Raw genomic sequence first — 24926 nt, 5'->3', positions numbered from 1 at the left:
GCCTTATATTTCGATGACTCAATTTTAAACATCGCAAATAGGTTTAAGGAGGGTTGATATGGGCTGTTCATTTATTAACGAAAATTTTGATTTATTAAAAGCTGCAAAGAATCCCGGCTGAGGTGCAAAGCTGAGTGCGGGTGCACTCGATAAACTTTTAAAAAACTTTTCCGTAAGGAATGACGATAACTTACTCGTAGGTTTTAATACTTCGGATGATGCGGCCGTTTATAAGATAAACGATGAAACGGCTCTTATATCTACTATAGATTTTTTCCCGCCCGTTTCAGGCGATCCCTATATATTCGGGCAAGTTGCCGCCGCAAATTCTTTAAGCGACATTTATGCGATGGGCGGGGAGCCTAAGCTCGCCCTAAATCTTTTTTGTATTACCAAGGATATGCCTGAAGATATGATAAAAGAAATTTTACGAGGCGGTTTTGATAAGGTTTATGAGGCCGGTGCTATAGTCTGCGGCGGCCATACTATTTATGATGATTCGCCCAAGTACGGTTTGGCTGTAAACGGCTTTGTTCATCCTAAAAAAATTTTAGAAAATTCTACCGCAAAGGAAGGCGATGTTTTAATTTTGACGAAGCCCATCGGTACGGGTACTTTACTTACGGCTTCAAAAGCCGACATGTCGCCGCCGGAAGAGCTTGACCGCTGTTATAAAGCTATGGCTTTTTTAAATGCGAAGGCTCGTAACATCATGGTAAAATACAAGATAAACGCCTGTACCGATATTACCGGTTTCGGCCTACTCGGTCATCTTTACGAGATGGGAAAGGGAAGCGGAATGAGTATTGAAGTCGATTATAAATCCGTTCCTATTTATAAATCCGTAATTGAAAGCGCCCAAATGGGTTTGATGCCGGCAGGAGTTTACTCCAATAGAAATTTTGTGGGAGATAATGTTGTCTTTGAAAATGTTCCCCTTGCCTACCAAGACCTGATGTTCGATCCTCAAACTTCGGGAGGACTTTTGATTTCGGTAGACAAGGAAGATGCTGCCGCTCTTTACGAAGAACTGTCCCAAGCTTTGGAAAATACGCCTTGCGGAAAGCCTGCCATTATAGGCCTTGTTACCAAGCGGGAAGAAAAAATTCTTAGGGTGAGTTAAGCTCTTGAGCAAAGCTCCTTTACTGCCCTTATTGCCGTTTCAATTTCTTCTTCTATTGTGAAGGGGCCTGTCGAGAACCTTACCGCTCCTTGCGGAAAGGTTCCTATCGATTTATGAGCAGCAGGTGAACAATGGAGGCCGCAGCGGGTAAGGATGCCGTATTTTTCTTCGAGAGCTGCACCGGCTTCCGCATTGTCCATAAATTCGGAAAAATCTATCGAAATAATTCCGACCCTGTTTTCCGCTGAATCTCCTCCCGCTATTTTTACAGGGATGTCCTTTATTCCGTCCAAAAAGAGTTTAAGCAATTTTTGTTCACGGCTATGAATGTTTTGAATCCCGAAACTATCCAGCCATTTTAGGCTGTGGTGAAGACCTGCAATTCCTATTATGTTTTGAGTCCCGGCTTCAAATTTATCCGGCATAAAGGAGGGCGTTACTTCCGAATCGGATGCACTTCCGGTTCCGCCTGTGATAAGAGGTTCAACCTCTTTTGCAAAATCCTTATCGAATAAGATGCCTCCGGTGCCTTGCGGGCCGAGTAAGCCCTTATGGCCTGTAAAGCAAAATGCTGCCGGTTTTAATTGTGCAAGGTCGACGGGAATGTGGCCTGCACTTTGAGCTCCGTCTATTACCAGAGGAATATTGTGTTTTTTTAGAATTGAGGCAATTTCTTCGATAGGTTGAATAAAGCCCGTTACATTTGAAGCATGTGAAAAAACGGCAAGGCGGGTTTCAGGTCTTATCATAGATTCGATTAAGGAGGTGTCTACAAAAGCTCCTCCGTTTTTTACGATTGAAGGAACACGGTCAATCTTTACGCCTAATTTTTCCATTTGAACCAAAGGACGCATTACGGCATTATGCTCAAAGGAGCTTGTTAAAACTCTGTCGCCTGATTTGAGAAAACCTTTTATAATATAGTTTAGACTTGCCGTAACTCCTGATGTAAAAATAACGTGAGTGGCGGGCTTAAAATTAAAGAGTTTACATAAGAGTTCCCTTGTTTCTATGATATCAAGACCGGCTTCTTCGGTTTCACTATAAGTACTGCGGTTAATGTTTCCAGTGCCTATGTTGACTGCCATTGCAAGAGCTTGCTCAAGGCCGGGTGCCTTAGGAAAAGCGCCGGCCGCATTATCTAAAAAAATACGCTTTTTCATATGACTTATTCTAGCTTAAATAGTTTCTTGAGTCAATATAGAAGCAAGTACCTTACGGCAAGTGCCTTGCGGCAATCATTCCTATTTCAGTTTAGTCTAGGTTGAAAATTGCAGCTTGTCCGGTCATTGAAAATCCAGCTGTCCTTCTTTTATATAAAGAAGCCTGTCACAAAATTGTTCCGCTAAAACTATATCGTGGCTTATAAAAAGATAACTTGATTGATGTGTATTTTGATATTCTTTTAACAAGCGGATAATCTGTGCTTGGCTTACGCTGTCCAACATTCCCGTCGGCTCATCCAAGACAATCAGTTGAGGCGTAATGGAAAGAATTCTTGCCAAAGCCAAACGCTGCAATTCTCCTCCGCTCAATTCCCGCGGGTAGCGGTAAAGATGTTCTTCTCTTAAGCCCAATTCTTTTATATCCCGAATAATTTTCTCCATTCCTTTTTCTTTTAAATAAATACGGTAGGGTTCTTTTAAGCTATCTATGATGTGCAGCTTGGGATTAAAAGATATTTCTGGATGCTGAAAAAGGATTTGAATTTTGCGTTTTGTTTCCCTATTAACGGGATATTTGAGAGGGGCGTTTTCAAAAAACATTTCTCCTTTTGACGGCATTATTAAGCCGGTTATAATTTGTCCGATAGTTGTTTTGCCGCTTCCGCTGTCCCCAATCAAACCGAGTGTTTCTTTTTTATTTATGCAAAAACTGATATTTTTAACTGCTTCAAAATCTTTTTTACGGGTATTTTTATATGTTTTAGAAATGTTTTTAAGTTCAAGCATATTTCCAGCACCTTACTTTTCTATTTTTTTCGATCTCGATCATGGGAGGGGGTTGTTTGCATTTGTCAAAGGCGTATTCACAGTTAGGTGCATATCTGCATCCTGTTTCATAAACGGGACGCTGCATACTTTTTGCCTTATACTGTAGTCCGTTTTCGGGCATCGCCCTTATTATATCCTCGGTATACGGGTGATAAGGTTTTGCAAATACTTCTTCGGTAAGTCCTATTTCTACACTGTATGAAGAATGCATAACGCATAATTTTTTGCTTATGTTTTTTGCAAAATTAAGGTCGTGAGTAACACAAAGATAGGTTTCTTCTTTTAGGAGTTTAAATGCTTGTTCAACCATTTTAAGCCGTCTTGAATCCAAGCCCTTTGTAGGCTCATCGGCAAATATTAAATGCGCTCCGGCTGAAATGCCCATCGCAATCATAGCCCGCTGCTTCATTCCTCCGCTGTAAGTGTGAGGATACTGAACTGCCCGTTCTTGTTCATTGCCTAAATTGAATTTGCGCAAAAGGTTTACTGCTTCTGCCTCCGCATTTTTTTTAGAATACCCGTAATGAATTATAAGAGGTTCTCCGACTTGATAGCCCACTTTAAGAAGAGGGTTTAAAGAGTTTCCGCTGCCTTGGGGAATGTAGGATATTTCTTTACCTCTAATGGAATTTAAAGTTTTGCGGTCAAGATTTAAAAGGTTCCGATCCTTAAAAAAAGCGGAACCCTGTACTGCTGCATTTTTAGGTAAAAGTTTTAATACCGCTAAAAGCATAACGCTTTTTCCGCTCCCCGTTTCACCTATAACCGCAATTTTGTCTCTTTCAAAAATATCTAAATTAAAATCTTGAAGAACTTGCGGAGCATTTTTTGCACCGAATGAAACGCTTAAATTTTCTATTTTGAGAATAGGAGCCTCTGTTAAGTTTATTTCAATATTATTCATTTTTTGTGCCGTAATATCCTATAAGCATAAAACCTAAAACGGTAACCGAGATGCATATAATAGGAGGCAGGTACCACCATATTTGTCCGCGCAAAATGCTGTGCCTAAAAAAAGCGTAGCGCAAAATTGCACCCCATGATTTTTCTCCATAGGTTCCTAGTCCTAAAAAACTTAAGCCCGATTCCGTTACCATCGCTGCCGAAACGGAAAGCACACCCCGTATAAGTATTATATCTTTAAGGTTCGGCAATATGTGTTTAAACATAATGATAAGATTTGAAACTCCCAAGGCTTTTTCTATTTTTATAAAGGGCTGTTCTGCAATTTCTTTTGTTTTTGCACGCAGTATCCGTGCGGTTCCCGTCCACGCAGTAATGCTCATAGCTATAATCAGATTCCATTTTCCGGGCTTCATAAACGCCACCAATAAGGCCGTTAACGGCAGTCCCGGAACTGACATTGCAATATTGGTAAGTACTGTTATAAGTCTATCGATAAGCCCCCCGTAATATCCTGAAAGCAGGGCAAAGACAACGCCGATGCCGGTAATAATAATTGCCGCAAAAAAGCCGACAAAAAGAGAAACACGTGCACCGTACACCAGCTCGCTTAAAATATCCTGTCCGACATCATTCGTTCCCAAAAGGTGATTAAAGCCGGGCTTTTCATAAATATTTCCCATTTCATACGGATCATATGGAGCGATAACCGGCGCAAAAATTGCAATAATCACCGCCGTCAAAACAATAATCAGCCCCGCTTTAAAAGAAGAGGGCATTTTTTTTATATCGGAAAATTGTATCATTGCTCACTCCTTACACGCGGGTCTATTATGATATTTACAATGTCGCTGATCCAGTTTGCGGCTACAACGCTTACTGCCGAAATTAAAAAACACAGTTGCGCTGTCGGAAAATCCCTCCTGCTTACCGCATCGAACATAAGAGAGCCCATCCCTTTCCAGCCGAAAATAACTTCAACTATCATCGATCCCGATAATAACCAGCCCAGCTGAATTGAAATCGATGTTGAATAAGGAAGCAATGCATTACATAAAACGTGACGGAATAACACTTTTTTATCTTCCAATCCTTTTGACTCCGCTGTTATTAAATAATCCTCGTTACGGATTTGAGAGACGGAGCTTTTCATAAGCATAAAATTTCCTGACGTACGCGAAAGAATTAAAATGATAAGAGGTAATGCCATATGGTTTAATAAACTCCAAAACCGTTCAGCCCCCGAAAGTCCGGGGCCTACCATCCCGTTTATAGGAAATATTTTAAGTTTATAAGAAAATATAATAAGAAAAATTAAGCCTATACAGTTTGATGGAATTGTGTTTACAAACAAAAAAAACGGAGTTGTAATGCGGTCAAAAATTCCTTTCGGCCGCCAGCCTGCAAGAGTTCCCAAAACCGCCCCTAAAATTCCGCCTAAAATCCACGTAGGTATCGAAAGCAGTAAAGTGCTTTTTGCCGCCCGCAAAACATTTTCTGAAACGGGCTGATGATTCGAATAGGCCCGCCCGAAATCGAGCGTCGCAATACATTTTAAATATTTTTTATATTGCACCCACAGCGAATCATCAAGTCCGAATTTCATTTTTAATGCTTCAAGTTCGGCAGGGTATTGATCCAAAAGATAATAATATTCTTCTTGCCCGACCAAATACATAATTGGTTTCCCCGGCATAATATGAATGAGCAAAAAGCTGAGCGATATTATCATATAAACCGTACAGACTGCGTACAGAAATTTTTTTCCCGTCGATCTCATTTTTTCTTTGGAAGTTTATTTTTTTATTGTTCTAAGCTCAAACCATGTTGTAGGATGGATGACGCCCCAAGAAGGATAGTTATCCCAGCCCTCATACTTATCCGTTCGATACGGGAAAAAACATTTTTCCCAACAGAGTGCTTGGGCAAAGGCTACATCGTTTGCCATAGCTTGAAGTTTTCTTACATTTTTAATGTAGGTCTCATCATCGGATGCTCGCTGCATGGCAAAAAAGGTGTCTTTAAATTCGTCATTATGAAAGGTTCCCCATATCCATGTATTTTCGCCTTCAAATCTGGGATCGGCTAAAAAATACCTAAAAGCACTTGTGTACTGAGCCATTCCTGAAGTGGTGTACCCGATTGAAATATCATAATTTCCGTCAATTATATTTTGTTCCCAAACTTCATCATTCCGTAAACTCTCTTCATCGACATAGGTCTTAACACCTATGTTTTTTAAAGAAGCCATAATTACATCGGACATCCGGTTAAACAGTTCCTTATTTCTAGTTGAAAATTGCTGCGTTACCATAACTTTTAATTCTGAGCCGTCAGGATATTCTCTAAATCCGTCCCCGTTAATATCCTTGTAGCCTGCCTCATCCAAAAGCCGAGCAGCTTCTTTTATGTCGGTTTTAAGAATGGGGAGGGATGGGTCAAAGCCTTTACAGGAAGGCGGTATAATGCCCGCACCCGGTGCCGTGCCGTACTGTCCGTTGATAACTGCTGCAAGTTTACCGTAATCGAATGCAAGCCTGCAAGCCTTGCGGAAAGCAATATCCGTGCAAGGTTTTCTTTCCATTCCGTATGTAACCTGATAGTTTCCGGCATAGTCGCTTTCACCGAGATTTATGCCTTCGGTTCCTTTAAAAGAATCGATTACGGTAACGTCAATGGAATTTGCATAATTGAACATTGCATCGATTTCTCCGTTTGCCATTGCGAACATAAGCGTATCTTCGCCCGAATAAGTCTGTACGGTAATTTTGTCAATGGTAAGCTCACCCAAAAAGGCATTTTGAGGAACCGCTTCATAAACGGAAGTTTGGGAATCTTTATCATGAGAAACAAGACGGTAAGGTCCGCAGCCTAGTGTAGCATCCTTTCCGTTATATTGCCGATAATCTTCAACACCTTCCCAAACATGTTTAGGGAGAACAAAAGAGCTTAAAACAGCACTGTTAATCCAATAATAAGCATCGGGTTCCGAAAAGGTGAGTGTACACTCGTTTTCTCCGGTAATTTCCCATTTTTCCAAGTTTTTTAAAGAGCCCGTTTTTCTTACGTTCTTCATAAAATCGAATGTAAAAAGAATGTCGTCTTTTGTAACCGGCTTTCCGTCATGCCAGACTGCCGTCAAAGGAAAAGTAAAAACCAATTGTTTTGCATCTTTCGAAATGGTAAAGGACCTAAAAAAATACGGTTGGATTTTTCCGTTTTTGTCGGTATATACGAAATTTGCCTGTGTTAAAGCGTTGTACTGTAAGGCATCCGGTCTCTGCCTTTGCGTGCTAAAATCGTTTTGCTGAACTAAATTAGTACCGATAACAAGGTTTTCGACGTGCCCGCCTTTTTGAGTTTGCCGGCTTAAATCGGCTTTTGAACAAGCGGCGGACAGAACAAGAGCTGCAAATGCAGCCGACAAAATTTTAAAAAATGAGTTTTTCATAACTCCTCCAAAAATTGATTAATGTTACCGATATCCGCTTTAATGCAAAAAATCCTCTCACAGGAAAAACCCGCAAGAGGATTTGTAAATACAATGAAGCACATTACAATGCCGATAAGTATCTGCAATCCTCCCCGTCTCTCGCAAGGAGCAAAAGCTAAAATCATTAAGGCAAGTCTTCCGGCTTATGAGTCTTCATTCTTTTCGCCTTCCCAAAAAATCAGTGGCATATTGAAAAGAACTCTTCAGTTACGGCAGCGGGACTGCATAGGATTTTCACCTATTTCCTTTTTAATCGGCAATTACGCCGAACCTTAATGCGAATTCGGTTGTTTAATTTTAAGGAAACTATTTTCCAATGAGACAGAGTATATTCTTTTTTTATATTTAATGCAAGGCCCCTGTATATTTCGGTATTCCCGGCCCATATCAATCGATGTCAATAAGAATCGCTGTCAATAACAATCGCTTGCTTTTTTTTGTTTTTTTACTATAATAGTTTTGTTATTGCGGATGTCGTATAACGGCTATTACCCGAGCTTCCCAAGCTCGTGACGTGGGTTCGACTCCCATCATCCGCTTTATCCCCTTTATGTATGGCGGATAGCATTTCTCTACTATGCCGGTTGCTAAGTGCGTGAAAATGCCAGCCTCTTAATGATAAAGATTTGATATGAACAAAGGAAAAATTTTTTATGAAAAACGCTTTTTTTTACGGTTTGAAAAAAACGGTAATTTTGCTTTTAATTCTGCTAATTTTTATCGGCTGTTCCGGTAAAAATTCCAAAAGTGCCGAGACTGAAATTGAATTTTGGTCATTTCCCAATTTTTCTTCGGAAAAGGGTACCGACGGCGGCTTCGAAAAAAGCCTTATCGATGCTTTTCAAAAAGAAAACCCTTCAATAAAAATAAATTTCACTCTTATCGATTTTACAGAAGGCCCTGCTTTAATTGAAAAAGCTATCGCAGAGGGAAATCCTCCCGATATTATTTATGATGCACCCGGCCGCATTATCGTGTGGGCTGATAATAATTTGCTTGAGCCTTTAGATGATGTTCTTGCAACCGAAAAACCGTATATAACAACGGGACTTTTGGCTGTTTCGGCAGGAAAAGACAGGCGGACATATATGTATCCGATGCACCAAGTTCCTTTTTCGATGGCGTTTAATAAAGAAATGCTTGAAGATTTAAATCTTATAGATTTACTGCCGTACAAACGCCGCGACCGAAGCTGGACGGTAGCCGAGTATGAAAAACTTCTTAAAGCATTGAAAGAAAAACTGCCGGCCGGAAAAACTCCCGGCGTTTTTTATTATAAAACTCAAGGCGGCGACCAAGGTACCCGTGCATTTTTGGTAAACCTTTACGGGGACGCAAACCTTTTAAACGGGGATTATTCAAAATATATTTATAATTCTCCGAATGCCGTAAAAAACCTTGAATGGACAATGGCGGCTATAAAAGAAGGCCTTCTTGCCGACGGAGCGGAGCTGACATCAAACGATGCCATTAAAATGTTTGTAGAATCCGATGCGGCTCACACAATTTTGTATTCACCTCAACTGGATAAAATGAATAACGGAAAGCGCAGCTATAAGGGAAAAAATTTTACGCCGATTTATATGCCTTTTCCGAATGATGCGGGCTCTCCTTCTTTGGAATTTCTTGTAGGCGGTGCCTGTATTTTTAAAAACGGAAATCCCGATAAAGTAAAAGCCGCAAAAAAATTCTTACATTTTGTGGCTGTCGATAAAGTGTGGGCACCGCGTTTGGTTGCGGCTACCGGAGGTTTTCCTGCAAGCTCAAAAATAGAACTTGAAATAAATGATGATGAAATACTTTATAATTCCGTTTTACAACGGTTTTTCGGACAATATTATAATAATATAACCGGTTTTTCAAAAATGCGGGGATATTGGAACTCCGCCTTAAAAGAAGCCGCTTCAGGCAAAAATGTTCAGGATGTATTGAATAATTTTGTACGCAATTCCGACAATACATTGAAAAACTAAAGTACATTTAATCATGGAGATAGAATGAAAAATAAAACCTTATCTACAGACAAAAAACTAAAATTATTTTCTATAAAGAATAAAATGATAGTGGCTTTTGCCCTTTTTTCAGTTTCGATTTTAACTGTCTTGTGTATAGTTTCGATAAACCTTGCGTCATATTTTTTAATGCGCAATACCGAATATTTTTTACGGGAACTGGTTTCCGGTTCTTCAAAAATCTTAAATGAGCGGGCATCTTCCATTTTCGGAAAACTTGAAGCTTTTTCAAATACTCCTACAATGCAGGAAGATGATATTTCCTATAAAGAAAAAATAAACCTCTTTAAAAACGAAATACAAATGCAAAAATTGTACGGATGGATTCATTTCGGCATAAGCGGTACCGACGGTCTTTTATACCGAACCGATAATAAAGTTGAAAACGTACTCGGCACCGAATGGTTTAAAACCGCACTAAAAGGAAAATATGTAATTACGGAACCTAAGATGTCCGCCGAAGAAAATAAATATATTTCTATAGCGGCGATTCCGATGCGCGACTTGCAAGGAAAAATAGTGGGCGTTATAAGTTCTTATATTTTAAGCGATTCTCTTTCCAATTTAATAAGCGATATTATTATAGGCGAAACGGGTACCGCCTATCTTATCAGTCCCGAAGGTCTTATAATAGGGAACCGCAGGCCGGAAATTTTATATAAAAGTATTTTTACCGAAATCGCCGGAGATGAAAAAAGCGGCTTTACCTCCTTTTTAAAAGATGCCCTCGCTTCCGAAAGTACGTCGGTTAATGTTTCAAATATAGACGGAGTACAGTATATTTCGGCAGCGGCTCCTATGCGCTATTCCGGATGGACGCTGCTGATTACCGCTCCTTCATCGGAATTTATTTCGGAAAACGTTTTAAGTTTAATACGTATTTTTATTGTGATTGCTTTAGCCGGTTTAATAATGGCCGTTGCCGTAGGTTTTTTTGTTGCACATAGAATTGTAAAACCGATTAACATGATAATTTTTGCTCTTAAAAATATTTCGCAGGGAGAAGGCGATTTGACAATTAAACTTCCTACGGACGGCGGCGATGAAACGAGCGTTTTGTCTTCGTATTTTAACGAAACTATTTTGAAATTGAAAAACTCAATTCAAAAAGTCGGCTCCGATTCCAAAGAAATGAAGGCAGTAGGTTCCGATCTTGAAAGTAATATGATTTCGGTAAGCGAATTCGTTACGGAAATTACGGGCGGTATTGACGGTTTGCAAGCCAGCTTTACCGAGCAGGAAAAAAGTATTGCAGAAACCGATACCGCTATCAACCGGATAATTACGGCTTTAAAAGAGCTGAATGAAAGCATTGTGCGGCAGGCAACAATCGTTGAGCAATCTTTTTCATCGTTTGACAAGATGACGCTAAGTATAGGCAGCGTAGGTGGAAGTGTAAAAGAAACACGCGAAGCGATTATGAATCTTTCTTCGGCTACCGATGACGGGCGTGCAACGCTGATAAAAGCAAACGAAATCTCGCAAAGAATTTCAGAAGCTTCAGGCGGATTGATTGAAACCGGATCTGTTATACAAAATATTGCAAGCCAAACAAACTTGCTTGCGATGAATGCAGCAATAGAGGCAGCCCATGCCGGTGAAACCGGAAAAGGTTTTGCCGTAGTTGCTTCCGAGATCAGAAAACTCGCCGAAGAGTCAAGCACTCAGGGAAAGAAAATTTCAGTAACGCTTAAGGATTTAACCGGTGAAATCGAAATGCTTGCAAATTCCGCATCAAGCGCAGTTGAAAAATTCAATTTTATTTCCAAGTATTCAACCGATGTAACCGATTCGATTGAAAGCGTCGTCCACGCTATGGAAGAACAAGAGCAAAACGGAAAGGCTATTTGGGGAATGATTAAGGATGTCAGCGGTATGACAAGCGGAGTAAAACAAAGCTCAGGCGAAATGCTGTTAGGCAGCGAAAAAATTATAGCCGAAACGGACAGGCTCGGCAATTTAACTGAAGCCTTGCGGGAAAATATGAATAGGATTTCATCACAAGTCGATTTGATAAATGAAGCTACAAAAGAATCTCTTGAAATTGCCGTAAAAAATAAACAAAGTATTGACGGGCTTGTCGTAGAAGTAGGCAAATTCAAAACAGAATAACACCGGATTAAAAAAAATGCCGATTAAACCTGAAGCAGTTTAATCGGCATTTTTTTAATAAGCGTCCGCTACTCTTTCCAGACTAAGCGGAAGCCTCTGATGGGATCGGCTTGGCTGGAATAATTCATTTTGCGTTTGCCGGTCATGCAGTCATACACAGCTTGTCCGGTACTTTCAGACCAATTGCCGCCGCGTACTACCCGTTTTGTATCATAGTTCGGGAAAGGTCCTGCAGGATAGGCATCCGTACTTGAAGTTACGGTTGCCTTATACAAGTCCCAGCACCACTCGGCAACGTTGCCGCTCATGTCGCAAAGCCCCAGTTTATTTGCAGCTTTGCTTCCGACATTTGCCCTATCGGTTACGGGCGGCGTTTGCGTTACAAATGCTGTTGCCGTACCGTCCCACCATTTATTAAAAATCGCAACACGGGCGGTTTCATCGCGTAAGGTTTCATACGTTTCCCCGGTAGGCGGCGTCATTCCCTGAAAACCGATAGGCTTTACAGATCCGCTTGCGGAATCCAATTTTGTCAGATAGATGCCGTTGCCATAGTTTTCGGCATTGGTGCTGTCGGCACCCTGATAGCGGGCGGCGTATTCCCATTCGGCTTCGGTCGGTAAACGGAAGCCTTTTTTTGAAAAATTGCAATAAGCACTATCTCCATTGGCGGCTCCGTCTTTTATTACATCTCCCGATGCCGAGCCATTGAGGTACACACATTCATCCTTACTTCCGAAACACATTTCGGTATACGCATTGCACCACGCTATACAGTCGCGCCAGTTTATATTCGCCATCGGCTGATCGTCTTCGGTAGGAGTATCTTCGCTATCCGGCTCAAAATCAAACAAATACCCGTTCTCTTTTGCCCAGTAATATACTTCATTCCATAGTTCTACCGTTACTTCATACTTGCCTATTTTATAAGGATTTAAATTAACCGTACGCCCGTCAACAAAGACGCCTTTCCATGAAGCATCCGCACCGGGTAAGGCATATGAAACGGCATGCCCCGTAATGCCGCCTACTGGAGGTGTTACCGCTGCGCTTTCAGGAACAGTAACAGCTTGCTCGGCTGCATACACGATAGTATCCTCTTCAAACGCATCAACGTCGGCAAGGGGGATTCCGCTTGTGCCGCCTTTTTTCCATGCAGACACGATATAGCCCGGATCGCATGTTACCTTGCTTTTTGCAAAGTTTTTTATATTTTTCCATGTTTCACCGTTCGGTCTTATGATATTATTATCCGTATCTATGTGCACATGGGCGCTGCCTTGTATCGTTATAGTAACATTCACCGATTTTATTTCGGCATACAGTGTCGTATCCGTTCCGAAAGGAGTATGATCATGTATGACACGGCCGCTTGCATTGTCTTTTTTCCACTGTTTTATAATAAAGTCGGCCGGACATGAAACCTTACTTTCGATTTTGGTCTTAATTGCACTGAACTTAGTGCCTTTCGGTACTTTGATTGCAGCGGGAGGGGTTACGGTAACACGGCTGTCGCCTGTAACGGTAATCTTTACATCTTTCCGTTTGGGTTCGGCAAAAACAACGGTGTTGGCGGTAAACTTATGAGTGCCGATCAAAGCCTCACCCGCAGAACTATTAAGTTTCCAGTCTTTATTTTCATAATTGGGTTTATACTTGATTTTTCTTTCCGCTTGCGATTTAAGTGTACTCCACGTATCGCCGTAATATGCCGGAAAAGATACATCACCCGCTACTCTGTAAAGAACGTTTGTATCCCCTTGAACGGTTATCGTTACCGCTATCTTTTTCGATACGGTGTAGACGGTTGTGTTTGCTTCAAACTTATAGTCAGGTAAAATCTCCGTACCCGAAGCATCGGTCAGTTTCCACGTATCGTTTTCAAAGCCTTCAGCATATCCGATTGTATCGGCTGCCCGAGTTTTGATGTGAGCCCATGTTTCACCTTTATCTACTTTAAATGTATAATTCTGACCTTTATGAATAACCTGCGGATCTCCTGCAATGGTAATCGTTACCTTGACCGGCTGTTTTTCCGGCCGTTTCGATACGGAATAGACGGTCACATTCGTATTAAACCTATGACCGGCAGAAATAACCGCACCGGAAGCATCGTTAAATTTCCATACAACGTTTTCATAACCTGGCGTATAATCGATTTTACTGTCTGCCAGCACTCTAATATCGTCCCATTTTGTACCGACTGTTACTGGAAAAGTATTACCGTCCGCTTTGGGAACAGCGTTTGTATCCCCCGCAACGGTTATCGTTATTTTTACTGGATTTGAATCGCGGCCGCTTCCGCCGCCTTGCTGCGGTGAAGACGGTACGGAGTTACTTCCTACAGGATTTTTACAGCCTGCAAAAAATGCGGCAAGTGTTATAACAGCCGTTGTAATCAATAATATTTTTTTCATAATTTTTCATACCTCCATAATTTATACATAAAAGTCCGACTTGGTGCGGACAAGGGGGATTGTATCAATAATCCGGAGTAGCAATTACTTTAAGCGGTTCTGTACGAGAGCCTTTGAGCGTTACCTGAACCTCAAGAGATTTATTTTCTGCTTTTTTACCAATTGTATATGCTCAATAAAAATCACCTTATTATTTCTGGTTTTTGAAGCTCCTCCATAAGCCGCACCGGCGCTGCCTAAATAAACTGCAGGATTCGGATCGGAACCGTTTACAAATAAGTTGAAAAGAGAGCTGCTGCCGCCAAAAGGATTGGCTATTACAGCGGCACCGGATTCATTTATACGCAACAATGCTTTGCTAAACTCTTCTTTTTCCCACTTAGTTTCATCCGTCGATGATAGCGAATGCTTCTTTAAAAGATTGAAGAAAAGATGTGTTTCCGGTGTTGCCAGCGCCGCATCATCGGGAATATTTGCAAAGCCGGTTTTCTTTATCTCTCTACTTGCCGTAATTTTTCCGGGATCAGCCAACATCTCATTTGTTGCAATGCAAAATTGCACCGTAAGCTCGCCTTTATAGTCATCTGCATCAATACCGCCGTTTTTCGGATTTGCAACGCCGCAGGTAATATCAAGCGCCATGTATTCATCGGTATCTTTAGTTTGATACAGAGCAGTATAAAGAGCAATTGCAGTAGTATCAAAAAGATTGCCGGGAGCAAATTCCGTTAATTTGGTAAACGCATAAAATGCCGAAGCAAATTCATCGGCGTAAACCTTTATAACACTATCAGGCGTTTTCTTTAGAACATAGGCAAACACATCTTTTTCGGTAAAATACGGCTTTGTAAGATTAGCCTCAAACTTCGCTGGGAATACGGAATATTTTGTTTCCGGCGTTACCGTAGGTGTTCCGTCAGCAGTCTTTTTGTGATTTTTTACCGTATATACAGGTACGATTTTAACTTTATCCAGCCCCTCTTTTTCAAGGGTAGCAGTCAATGTATAACCGGAAGAATCGCCGAGTGTTACTGAAGTTCCGTTTACAAGAGAAAAAGTAAGTGGTGCTTTAAAAAAGTTTTTAATATCTGCGTTTGCTTTTTCCGCATATTTTTCGATTGAATGGTTGTGCTCAATGCCTTCATCAAGGTTTAACTCGCCCTTGTCGTCGGTCGTATCCACACTTTCCGGATTAGCAGCATAGGGATTGACAAAGCCGCTGACCGTTATTTCTTTTTCAAATTCTTTTCCATTTTTTGTACCTTTTACTTTTACGGTAAAGGTTCCCGCTTCGTCGTCGTAGCTTACTGCCGTCTTTTCGGTAAACGTAATTCCGCCTGTCGGCGAACTGTTTTCAATCTTTTTCGCTGCAGCCGAAGCCGTAATCTTTCCTCGCTGTAAACCGAATGCCGTAAGCACATCCGCTTCAACCAATTCATCAGGATTTTGCGGAACGGCGGGATTTGTTCCCTGATTTTCCGCACCGGAAGACGTACCCGTTTGCGGGCAGCCGGTTATAGACAGCACTAAAAGCAGCAGTGCCGACAATATCAGTTTAGTTATATTTTTCATTTCTTTTTTCTCCATATTTTAGGCTTAATTCACACAGACTAGTGGGATTACTATAATAAATTTTCTCGAAAATGTCAAGTGAAATGTTAAAAGCGTTAAAAGCGAGCTCTTTACATACTTACCCCTTTTAATTAAAATTAGAATTTAATAAGAAAATTTTAAGAGGTATTGTATTTTATGCAAAATTTATTGGGGAAGGCACAAAGCTGGCTTTCGGAATATTCCGTTAGAGAAGAGCTTTTTTGGCTGATTGCCGTTTTGATTCTTTCTTTTATTCTTCATAAATTGTTAAAGAAAATAATGTCGGGAACGGGGAAAAAAATATTGTCCCGCATTACAGCCAAAACAAAGAGCAAACTGGACGATTATATTTTTGATAAAATTCATGTAGAACGCGCGTCGCTCATTATATATATTTTTGCTTTTAATTTTTTGTCTCTAAAATTAAGTTTCGGAGCAGGGCTTATGCAAAAACTTGCAAGCCTTATTTCGATATGGATAATAATAAGACTTTTGCACGGCTTTTTGGACGGGCTTACAGCCTATACTGAAAATGAGCCCCGATTTAAAGGAAAGCCCTACCGAAGCTATATTCAGGTTTTTATCTTAATTGTTTATATTGCGGGTTTTATCATAGCCGCAGGAACAATCAGCGGAAAATCCCCATGGTCCCTTTTAAGCGGAATTGGGGCTATGACGGCTGTTCTTCTTTTAGTATTCCGCGAGACGATTCTTTCCTTTGTGGCCAGCCTTCAGATTTCTTCCTACGATTTGGTGCGCCGCGGGGATTGGATTTCGGTTCCTAAATATGATGCCGACGGGGATGTTACCGAGGTCGCTCTGCATACGATAAAAATTCAAAACTGGGATAAAACCATTTCGGTTTTACCGACAAGCGACCTGCTGCAAAGCGGTTTTAAAAATTGGCGCGGAATGCAGGAAACGGGAGGAAGGCGTATCAAGCGCTCAATTTTTTTGGACGTTTCTTCCGTAAAATTTATGGATGAAGAACTGAGGCGCAGGGTAGGGAAGATAGACCTTTTAAAATCTTATTTTGCCGAAGTCGAAAGCTCCGATATAAGTGCTCAGTACGGTAACAATACCGAGAATCCTTTAAACGATAGAAGGCTTACCAATATCGGCACTTTTAGAATGTACGTTACGCGCTATCTTCAAAGCCTTGATACTTTAAGAAAAGACCTGACCTTCTTGGTGCGCCAGCTTGAACCGGGACCTACAGGCGTCCCTTTGGAGATTTATGTTTTTGCTGCAACTACCAACTGGGCAGAATATGAAAAGATTCAAGCCGATATTTTCGACCATCTTTTTGCATCCGTCCACGAATTCGATCTTAGGATATTCCAATATCCTGTAGGCGGCTTTTTGCCAAAAAAGTAATATACGTGAGCCTTTCAAATAAGCCGCTCTATTGAATATTTGGCTCCCATTTTATATAATTGAGTATGCTTAAAAATAACCGGAAAGGCTTAAGATTATATAAATTTCTTAAATATGTACTTTTTGCATTAATCCTTATTATAATTGCCGGTTCGGTTTTTTCTCTTTTTAAAAGAAAAAATGTCGGGGAGACCTTAAAACCTGAAAACCATTCGGAAATACGCGGAAAAAAAGCTCTTTATTCCGATTTAGGCAAACTTAGGATTTCTACAGCCGATACCACACCCGCAACCCTTGTCATTTTTCCCATTTTGGAGTATAATTCTGAAGATAAAGCCTTTGAAGAAGAACTTGTTCAAAAGAAGGAAGATATACGTAAGCACATAATTGACTGGTTTTCGCAAAAAACGGTATATGAGCTTTATACTATACCTGAACATGAGTTAAAAAAAGAATTATTAACCGAGATAAATTCTATCTTGAATTTATCCCGTATAAAGCGTATATATTTTAAGGACTTTGTTATTTTAGAATAAAATTTTTAAAATAAAATTTTGGAGGAATTGAAATGAGCGGACAACCTGTTGCAGCTGCACAGATTATTATAGCTGTTGTTCCCATAGTCGGTATTGTTATGGCCGGCGTTTTAATTTTTTTCTACTTATTTTGGCGTAACAAACAAATAATCTGTCAAATTCAAACTAAAACATATATTCCGATAAAATTTAATTTATCGGGTTTTTGCCTTATTTCAGGCATTCTTTTATTAATGATAGGAAGCGTTCTAACTGTTCTGTTTTCGGTAATAGACGGGGTGAGCTATGTACTTTTAGGAGGCCTTGTACCTTTAAGCTGCGGCATAGGCCTTTTGGCCTACTATTTTATTTCATCTAAAGGCAAGAAAGAGGATCTGAAAGATGATTAAATTTACCAATTTACTTAGAAAAGAATCTCCTGAAGCCGTACAAGACCGCCTCTTATGTAAAGCTGTCCTTGCAGGAAATACCGAAGCCTTCAGCCTGATTGCTTCAAAATACCAAAAGCGCATCTATTCTTTGGGGATGAGCTTTTTTAAAAACCATGATGACTCTGAAGATTTTGTTCAGGATATAATGCTTAAAACCTTTTCGGCTCTGCCTAAATTCCGCGGAGAGTCTTCTTTTTCTACATGGCTTATGAGAATTGCCTATAATTCGGCGATAAACTCGGTTAAACGTAAAAGGGAATTCGTTTCTGCCTTTGATGATTTTGAGATAAGGACTAATGATCTTAGCCCGGAAGAGAGGCAAATTCAAAATTGTGTAAAAAATGCAATCAGGCGGGCTGTAAACGACCTCCCCGAAAAATACAGAATATGTATAGACCTTTATTTTTTTTATGATATGCCCTATGCGGATATAGAATCGGTTACGGGCATCCCTGTAAATACTATTAAGTCTCATATTTTCCGCTCAAAAAAAATATTAAAAACCGAACTTGAAAATCAAGGAATTTACGGACAAGAAGAAAGTCCTAAGTATCCGGTTTTATTTAAATTGAATTTGGCTTATGACATGTAATGAAGCTATTAACCGTTATATGATTCTTGATAAGCATGAAGCGGTTCCTTTTGCAGTTACTTTCCATCTTTTGAGGTGTAAGAAATGCCGCAGCCTTGTGCGTGCTCTTACTCAAGCCTCAAATCTGTATACCTCTTCTTTTAGAACCAAAGCAGATGAGGTCCTTACTGAAAAAACTATGGTAAAAATTGAGGCGGCGGTTCCCGATTTTTTGAGCCTGCAAGCGGAAAAATATCAGCTTCCTAATGTCAGCATCTTACCATGGGCCATCGTCGGGATACTAATGATTGTCGGCCTTGCTTACATACCGTTTACGGAAATAGGTAAATGGGCTGCAACGAATTTTAAGCTTAGTTTTATAATTCCTTTTGCTCTTGTTTTTGCTATCTTTGTAAGCGTTTATTCAGGCATATTCGTTTACCGTAATCTGGATTTTTTTGTAAAGAAGCTCGATCTAAAGGATCAAAAAATAGAAAAGGTTTAATTCCATACGGCGGCAGGATTTATTGTGGCTCCGTTTTTGTAAACCGTAAAATGAACATGTGGGCCTGTGCTTCTGCCTGTTGTGCCGACGGTTCCTATTTTAGTTTGAGGGGTAACATACTTTCCGCGCGAGGTTAGAATGGAGTTCATATGTCCGTAAAGGGTTTGATAACCTGAGTGATGTCTTATTATTACATAGTTGCCGTATACATTGCTGTAACCTGTTGCGGCTACGGTTCCCGGAAGGGCTGCATAGATGGGGGCACCGAGGTATGTTGCAAGGTCTATTCCGTTATGAAAGCTCCTGTTTCCTGTAAAAGGGTCCCGCCTCCAGCCGTAACGGGAGGTTATCCTATATCCTCCGTGTATGGGAGACTTAAAAAGGTCTCCATTGATTTCTTGAAGGGTTACCCAGTCGAGTTTTGCATCCGGCAAGAATATTACAGCTCCTGCTTTTAGTACATTATTATCCGAAATTTTATTGACTAAGGCCAATTTTTCAAGCGAAATTTTATAGGTGTCGGCCAATTTTTCAGGCGTGTCGCCTTTTTTTGGGGTATAAACAATTCCGTCCATTGAAGGAATTTTTAACAGCTGTCCTATTTGAAGAGTTCTAGTGTTTCTTAGTTTATTTAAGCTTATAATTGCGTCCTGACTTACGCCGTAGCGGGCTGCAATTTCGCCCACCATGTCGCCTTTTTTTACCGAATATACTATGTAGTCGAGAGGAGGGAGCGTTATTTCAGAAATTTCCTTATCAGGTCTAAAAGTAGGCAATCTTGTATCTCCGCCTCCCATTCCGTCATCCTGTGAGTTTTGAGATACACTAGCAAAATTAAAGCCGTTCAAGGCAAAGTAGACTGTACCTGCGACTAGGAGGAAACCGATTATACCTGCAATCAAATAATGAGTTTTTTTCATTTAAACCTGCAAAACTTTTCCATATAAATTATCTTAATTATCGGTAAAAGAGTGAAATTTATTCACTTTTTTAGACAAAAAGTATAATAAAAAATCAAAAAAATTGCAATGGGTGAAGTCTTTTATTCGTGCGGATGGTTTAATATCCTGTTGCTGTGCAATGCACGCTTGCGTCGGGGGTGTTGATTATTTCCGTGTTTTCTTTTTTTCAAAAAGAATTATCAAGCCATAGCCTGCAAGCATACAGAGGAGTGTAATTGGCTTCATAGAATGTTGCAGCCAGTCTTCCGGCAATATATGTCTGATTGAACCTGAAACGAGGCCTAAAATAAAGGCATAGGTGATCTTAGGAAATTTTTCCATTAAAAAACCTATTAATCTGGCAGATAAAATGATACCTGCAAGAATTCCTAGACCGACAGGTATAAGAAGTGGAATGTTAAAGTCTGTAATTGCTTTTAAGACTGTGTAATAGGCTCCCATTATTAAAAGAATGAAGGAGCCTGATATGCCCGGAATTACCATTGCGGCAGCTCCTGCAAAGCCTGCTATGAATAAAAATATGAAGTTAGTTAAGCTCAATGTTTTTATAACCGCATTTGATGAACCCTCTGCACCTTTAAAAAAGTATAGGGCAAGCATTATGCTTAAACCTATCAAAAACCAAATAATTTTAAGTACGATTTTTATAGGCTTTTTTTGTTCTTTTTCTTTGACAAATTCAAAAATTATAAATATGCTTCCGATTATTAGACCCGCAAAAAAGAAACTTGTTTGTACAGGAAACCTTTCATAAACAAGTTTGAATAGGCGTGCAAAAAGGAGAACGCCCAGACCGACTCCTCCGAAAAGACAAAGATAAATTTTAAAATTATTCTTAATGATTTTTACGTCAAGGCTTGCCGCTCCTATAAGATCCGAATAAACTCCGAAAATGACGGCTATTGTTCCACCCGAAATTCCCGGTATAACATTCGCTATACCGATGGCAATACCTGCAATTATTTTCTTTATATAGTTTAACATTGTTTCATTATATATAAATTTTACAATATAAACAATTGGGATTTAGTTATTCTTTTTAATATGCAGTTCGGGTAAATTAAGTTTTGCATCGCGGACTAAGGCTGCCTTGTTTTCATTTTGGATTTCTTGGTAGATTTCTTCACGGAAAACCTTGACCGATGCCGGTGCATCTACACCTATCTTTACCTGATCTCCCCGAATATCGATTATGGTAAGTTCTATGTTATCGCCTATTAGAATTTTTTGGTTTGTTTTACGGGAAAGTATGAGCATCAGTTCCTCCCCGCAGTATTAAGCTCTGCAAGAATGTCGTGTTTTGTATTCCATTTTCCGTCATTTAAGACAGCCTGAAAAGCCTTTTTATTCTTTTTGTTTATAATAAGAGGGCCCTGCAAATTTGCCGTAATAGGTGCTCCTGTAGGCGGAATGGTAACAAGGGCAAAAACCAAGAGGTCTTTAGGAGATTCTGCCTCTATCGGTTTTAATAATTCGTCATCGATATCCAGCTCATAATCGGGTCTGAACAAAAAAGGATCTATAACGATGAAGGCTAAATTTTCATCGTCAAGGGATTGAACCCAAAAGAAGGGGTCTTTTCCCGAATCCAATAAGGCGTATTTATGAAATTCTTCAAATCCGTAAAATCCGTCAACCAATTCTATTATCTGTTCATCCTGAATCTCAACAAGCCCCATGGCTTTTGTCTTAATTTCCATTGTAAATCCATCCTATTTCTATTTTAAGTAGTTTAAAAGTGAATCCCTGTAAAGTCTTCCCAATACGCTTAAAGAAGCTTGATGAGTATGTTCAAACATCTTTAGATCGGTTATCGCCTTTGTAATGTCCAAGTCTGCTTCGCGCGCCTCTGCCGCCGTTACATTTAAGGTTTGCGTATCAATGCGGGCTAATATTACTTCGGCTCTTGCATACTTGGAACCCGTTTCGGCCATTCTTGTAGTAAGATTGTGTATGCCTTCATCGAGGCTTCCTAAAATCTTTCCGCCTAGGGCTTCTTGGTCTCCCGAAAGGAAAGCATCGCGGACGGCAATGGCTGCATCAAAAAGAGAGCCCCCCGAAACGCGTACCGAATTTGCCAAATTGTAGGGCGGTCTTTGTTCGGCCTTTATTAAGCCCAATTCGGATAAAACGGTGCTTCCTTCCGCATCTCTAAGCCAAAGCTGGCGGGCATCGGTAGTTGTAAGGTTTAAGCCGCTTGTTATCGGGTCAAGGCTTGCTTTTACTGCGGCTCCCGAATCGTTTATCTTTGACATAATTGCATAAACATTGTCGCCTGCAATTAAGGGAATTTCAACCCCGTCAACCTCGATGCTTGTGTCTTCTTTTATAACAAAGTTTCGGGCATCAGTTTGAGAAATAAGAATTTGCTGCTCTGCCCAAAATACCCTGTTACCGGCCTGATCTGCCCTCATAAAAGAAAGCTCATCGGTTTCAACTTCTTTTGAATCGACCGTACCGTTATATCTGACCTGAGTTATAAGGGCGGAACCTGCTCCGTCCACATCTCCCATTACGGTTTCAAAGGGCTCTGTAAAACTTTTGGTTCCCGAAAAAACTCTGACACCGTCCGAATTTACGGCATTTCCGTTTTGAATAAGTTCTTTTAAAAGTTCATCGGCCTCGGCTGCCATATCTTTTAGGTCATCCGGTGTATAGGTTCCGTTTGCTCCCTGTACTGAAAGTTCTCTTAAACGCTGAACAACTTGGAGCGAATTATTCATATAGGTTTCGGCCGACATATATTGATCTCTCAAGGTTTTTGTGTTTTTTTCAAACCTTTCGAGGCGGGCAAGATAGGACTTGTACCTTACCGAGTGTCCTGCAGAAACGGGGTCATCTCTAAGCTGGTTTATCCGCCGTTGGGACTGTATCTGATTATTTAGATTATGAAGCCTCGACTCCTGATTCCTCATCGAAAAATTACTGTCCGTGTGCTGAATATTTGTACTAATTCTTTTCATCATATTTTACTCCAAACCTTAAAAGCTAGACACCCATTCTGTTTATAACGGTGTCTATCATTTCGTTGATTACCGAAACAAATCTTGCAGAAGCATTATACCCGTGCTGAAATTTGATAATATCCGATAGTTCTTCGTCTATGTTTACGCCCGATACTGAATCCCTCATATCGTGTAATTCCTTTACAATGGCTATCTGTGTGTTTAAGGTCATTTCTGCCTGCTCGCCTTTTAGACCGATTTCGGTTACAGTATCGGCAAAAAAGTCGTCAAAGGTGGCTGAGAGCCCTACCATTACGGGAGTATTTCTGATTGCGGCTATTGCAAGAGCGGCTCTGTTGTCTCCCGGATAGGCGACGCCTTCCGGTCCCTTATAACCTGAAGCTATATTTTGTATATCGCTTTTGATTACGGGATTTATTTCCATCCAGCCTGAAGGATGGGCTATGGGAGAGACCGCATATTGGGCTCCGGATAATACATCAACCGCATTTGCTCTTCCCCAGTCATAGGCACCTTCCTGCCCTGCCTGAGAAAGCACGCCCGAATAGCCTGCTAAAAATCTTCCCGAATCCTCGACATGACGGATAACAAAGTCAGGATTTTCTTTATCAAGGCTTGTCATACCTTTTAAAACAAGTTTATTGTTTTGGTCAAGGTAAGCCGCTACTTCGGAGCCTGATCTGTTAATCCTTTCTACAAGGTCTGAAACCATATCAGTCGAATAATAGGGTACCTGCACAATGCCGTCCCCAGACGAAAGGGTTAAGGTTCCTTCAAGGCCTATTTGTTCACGCGGGTCAAGGGTGTTGGTACTTGTAATTCTGAAGATGTAGGAAGAATCATATTCTCCGTCTCCGTTTCTGTCAAAATTGCCGAGGGTATTGTTTATAAAATATTGTTCCTTAAAAAAATCGATGCCCGTTTTTCCGTTGGGACTCATAGCACTTCTGTGGACATCATTTACCAAATCGACAAAGTTCATTGTCATCGTATCCAGTTTTCTGATTTCGTTTCGGATATCCGTATCCCTAAGCTCAATCAAAGCGGCTAGTTTTCCCGATTCAAAATGAGCTAAATTACCGGAATCTTCCCAGATAACGTCTGCATATTTATCGTTTTCAGTTGAGGCCCTAAAATCGAATGTTCGGTGTGTTCTTCCCTGTACTATTTCCAAACCGGCCGTATGAATGACGTATGTTTCGTCTTCATCTCTTTTATCTACGGAAATATCAATAAGAGAAGAAAGTTTTTCGGTTAAAAGGTCTCTTTTATCCATTAAATCATTGGGATTGTCTCCCATAGCCTTAACCTTAACTATTTCTTCGTTTAGTTTGGCTATACGGCTTGTAAGGTCGTTTACCTGCTTTACGGTTGCTTCTATGTCGCCGTGTACCATGTCCCTTATGCCCTGTAAGCCGCGGAATTGATGATGAATGGCATCCGTTAAAGTTTCAGTCCGTGTACGGACTACCTGACGGGCAGCATCCGACTCAGGGTAGAGTGAAAGTTCTTGCCAAGCCTCCCAAAACTGGTCCATTCGGCTTCGGACGGAAATGTCTTCGGGTTCGTTATGAACCTGTTCCAAAAGAGCAATATAAGAGTTTCTTGTTTCCCAATAGCCTAGGTCATCGGCAGCCCCTATAATTCTTTGATCCAAAAGCTCATCCCTTAATCGGGTAATGGAACCTATGGTAACTCCCTGTCCGATTTGCCCGGGTGTTTCTGCTCTGGTTAAGTCTGGCCTGTAAAGAGGCTCAAAAGCATCGAGGTTTACCCTCTGCCTTGTATATCCCTTTGTCGAAGAATTCGAAATATTATGACCCGCCGTTTGAATCGACTGCTGGTGAGCAAACAAACTTCTTTTTCCTAATTCTATTGCATCAAATGTCGCCATCTATACCTCCATAATAATTACGGTAGATAAACAGTGA

At 40.5% G+C, this 24926-nt stretch carries 22 protein-coding genes, 1 tRNA gene and 1 riboswitch; of the genes, 9 read left to right on the top strand and 14 right to left on the bottom strand.

The window, feature by feature from the left end; all coding sequences use genetic code 11:
• The first annotated feature begins 58 nt into the window (after positions 1-58).
• The gene (gene selD, locus JO40_RS00220; protein ID WP_084224499.1) at positions 59-1123 is read left to right on the top strand and encodes a selenide, water dikinase SelD; all 1065 of its coding nucleotides are present in this window, start codon (positions 59-61) and stop codon (positions 1121-1123) included.
• Here selD and JO40_RS00215 read toward each other — a convergent pair.
• The 6 genes from JO40_RS00215 to JO40_RS00190 form a co-directional block, all read right to left on the bottom strand.
• Complete coding sequence (locus JO40_RS00215; protein ID WP_044977281.1) at positions 1120-2286, bottom strand: aminotransferase class V-fold PLP-dependent enzyme; 1167 nt, start codon at positions 2284-2286, stop codon at positions 1120-1122. The genes selD and JO40_RS00215 overlap by 4 nt on opposite strands.
• A gap of 123 nt (positions 2287-2409) precedes the next feature.
• Entirely contained in the window at positions 2410-3075 is a 666-nt protein-coding gene (locus tag JO40_RS00210; RefSeq protein WP_044977280.1) for an ABC transporter ATP-binding protein, read from the bottom strand.
• Positions 3068-4021 (bottom strand): ABC transporter ATP-binding protein, encoded by a 954-nt coding sequence (locus tag JO40_RS00205; protein WP_049992323.1) that lies wholly within the window; start codon positions 4019-4021, stop codon positions 3068-3070. The genes JO40_RS00210 and JO40_RS00205 overlap by 8 nt, the downstream gene beginning before the upstream one ends.
• A complete protein-coding gene (locus JO40_RS00200) occupies positions 4014-4826 on the bottom strand; it encodes an ABC transporter permease (RefSeq protein ID WP_245608926.1) in 813 nt (270 codons plus the stop codon). The genes JO40_RS00205 and JO40_RS00200 overlap by 8 nt, the downstream gene beginning before the upstream one ends.
• Positions 4823-5800 carry an ABC transporter permease gene (locus tag JO40_RS00195; RefSeq protein WP_044977279.1) on the bottom strand — a complete coding sequence of 326 codons (978 nt, stop codon included), beginning with the start codon at positions 5798-5800 and terminating at the stop codon, positions 4823-4825. Before JO40_RS00195 ends, JO40_RS00200 begins: the two co-directional genes overlap by 4 nt.
• A gap of 15 nt (positions 5801-5815) precedes the next feature.
• Complete coding sequence (locus JO40_RS00190) at positions 5816-7471, bottom strand: ABC transporter substrate-binding protein (RefSeq protein WP_044977278.1); 1656 nt, start codon at positions 7469-7471, stop codon at positions 5816-5818.
• Between the two features lie 153 nt (positions 7472-7624).
• Positions 7625-7803: riboswitch (cobalamin riboswitch) on the bottom strand.
• 177 nt (positions 7804-7980) lie between these two features.
• Between JO40_RS00190 and JO40_RS00180 the strand changes: the two genes are divergently transcribed.
• The 3 genes from JO40_RS00180 (at position 7981) to JO40_RS00170 (ending at position 11637) form a co-directional block, all read left to right on the top strand.
• Positions 7981-8052 (top strand) — tRNA-Gly (locus tag JO40_RS00180).
• Positions 8053-8166: 114 nt separating this feature from the next.
• Positions 8167-9486 carry an ABC transporter substrate-binding protein gene (locus JO40_RS00175; RefSeq protein ID WP_044977276.1) on the top strand — a complete coding sequence of 440 codons (1320 nt, stop codon included), beginning with the start codon at positions 8167-8169 and terminating at the stop codon, positions 9484-9486.
• A gap of 24 nt (positions 9487-9510) precedes the next feature.
• Positions 9511-11637, top strand: coding sequence for a methyl-accepting chemotaxis protein (locus tag JO40_RS00170; protein WP_044977275.1), 2127 nt, complete (start codon positions 9511-9513; stop codon positions 11635-11637).
• 68 nt (positions 11638-11705) lie between these two features.
• Here the strand turns inward: JO40_RS00170 and JO40_RS00165 are convergent, their stop codons facing one another.
• Together JO40_RS00165 and JO40_RS00155 are read right to left on the bottom strand one after the other, a co-directional pair.
• A complete protein-coding gene (locus JO40_RS00165) occupies positions 11706-14054 on the bottom strand; it encodes a formylglycine-generating enzyme family protein (protein ID WP_049992322.1) in 2349 nt (782 codons plus the stop codon).
• A 120-nt stretch (positions 14055-14174) separates the two neighbouring features.
• A complete protein-coding gene (locus JO40_RS00155; protein ID WP_044977273.1) occupies positions 14175-15626 on the bottom strand; it encodes a lipoprotein 17-related variable surface protein in 1452 nt (483 codons plus the stop codon).
• A gap of 177 nt (positions 15627-15803) precedes the next feature.
• On the opposite strand from JO40_RS00155, the gene JO40_RS00150 reads away from it, so the two are divergent.
• From JO40_RS00150 to JO40_RS00130, 5 genes are all read left to right on the top strand, one after another.
• Positions 15804-17024: a mechanosensitive ion channel family protein gene (locus tag JO40_RS00150; protein ID WP_044977272.1), complete on the top strand. Its 1221-nt coding sequence runs from the start codon at positions 15804-15806 to the stop codon at positions 17022-17024.
• A gap of 65 nt (positions 17025-17089) precedes the next feature.
• The gene (locus JO40_RS00145; protein ID WP_044977271.1) at positions 17090-17560 is read left to right on the top strand and encodes a flagellar basal body-associated FliL family protein; all 471 of its coding nucleotides are present in this window, start codon (positions 17090-17092) and stop codon (positions 17558-17560) included.
• A 32-nt stretch (positions 17561-17592) separates the two neighbouring features.
• A complete protein-coding gene (locus tag JO40_RS00140; protein WP_044977270.1) occupies positions 17593-17949 on the top strand; it encodes a hypothetical protein in 357 nt (118 codons plus the stop codon).
• Positions 17942-18583: an RNA polymerase sigma factor gene (locus JO40_RS00135; RefSeq protein ID WP_044977269.1), complete on the top strand. Its 642-nt coding sequence runs from the start codon at positions 17942-17944 to the stop codon at positions 18581-18583. The genes JO40_RS00140 and JO40_RS00135 overlap by 8 nt, the downstream gene beginning before the upstream one ends.
• On the top strand, positions 18573-19067 hold the full coding sequence (locus JO40_RS00130) for a hypothetical protein (protein ID WP_044977268.1): 495 nt from the start codon (positions 18573-18575) through the stop codon (positions 19065-19067). Before JO40_RS00135 ends, JO40_RS00130 begins: the two co-directional genes overlap by 11 nt.
• Here JO40_RS00130 and JO40_RS00125 read toward each other — a convergent pair.
• The 6 genes from JO40_RS00125 to flgK all read right to left on the bottom strand — a co-directional run bounded on the left by JO40_RS00125 (position 19064) and on the right by flgK (position 24889).
• Positions 19064-19987, bottom strand: coding sequence for a M23 family metallopeptidase (locus JO40_RS00125; RefSeq protein ID WP_044977267.1), 924 nt, complete (start codon positions 19985-19987; stop codon positions 19064-19066). The genes JO40_RS00130 and JO40_RS00125 overlap by 4 nt on opposite strands.
• 186 nt (positions 19988-20173) lie before the next feature.
• A complete protein-coding gene (locus JO40_RS00120; RefSeq protein ID WP_084224497.1) occupies positions 20174-21028 on the bottom strand; it encodes a DUF368 domain-containing protein in 855 nt (284 codons plus the stop codon).
• A gap of 27 nt (positions 21029-21055) precedes the next feature.
• Positions 21056-21286, bottom strand: a complete 231-nt coding sequence (gene csrA, locus JO40_RS00115; RefSeq protein WP_044977265.1) for a carbon storage regulator CsrA — start codon at positions 21284-21286, stop codon at positions 21056-21058.
• Positions 21286-21729 carry a flagellar assembly protein FliW gene (locus tag JO40_RS00110; protein ID WP_044977264.1) on the bottom strand — a complete coding sequence of 148 codons (444 nt, stop codon included), beginning with the start codon at positions 21727-21729 and terminating at the stop codon, positions 21286-21288. The genes csrA and JO40_RS00110 overlap by 1 nt, the downstream gene beginning before the upstream one ends.
• An 18-nt stretch (positions 21730-21747) precedes the next feature.
• The gene (locus JO40_RS00105) at positions 21748-22995 is read right to left on the bottom strand and encodes a flagellar hook-associated protein 3 (protein WP_084224496.1); all 1248 of its coding nucleotides are present in this window, start codon (positions 22993-22995) and stop codon (positions 21748-21750) included.
• A 22-nt stretch (positions 22996-23017) separates the two neighbouring features.
• Complete coding sequence (gene flgK / locus JO40_RS00100; protein WP_044977263.1) at positions 23018-24889, bottom strand: flagellar hook-associated protein FlgK; 1872 nt, start codon at positions 24887-24889, stop codon at positions 23018-23020.
• Between the last annotated feature and the right edge of the window lie 37 nt (positions 24890-24926).

Origin of the sequence: Treponema putidum (assembly GCF_000755145.1) — a bacterium.
Lineage (GTDB): Bacteria > Spirochaetota > Spirochaetia > Treponematales > Treponemataceae > Treponema_B > Treponema_B putidum.
The sequence above is the reverse complement of the archived record's forward strand: the minus strand, read 5'-3'. Positions and strand labels throughout refer to the sequence as shown.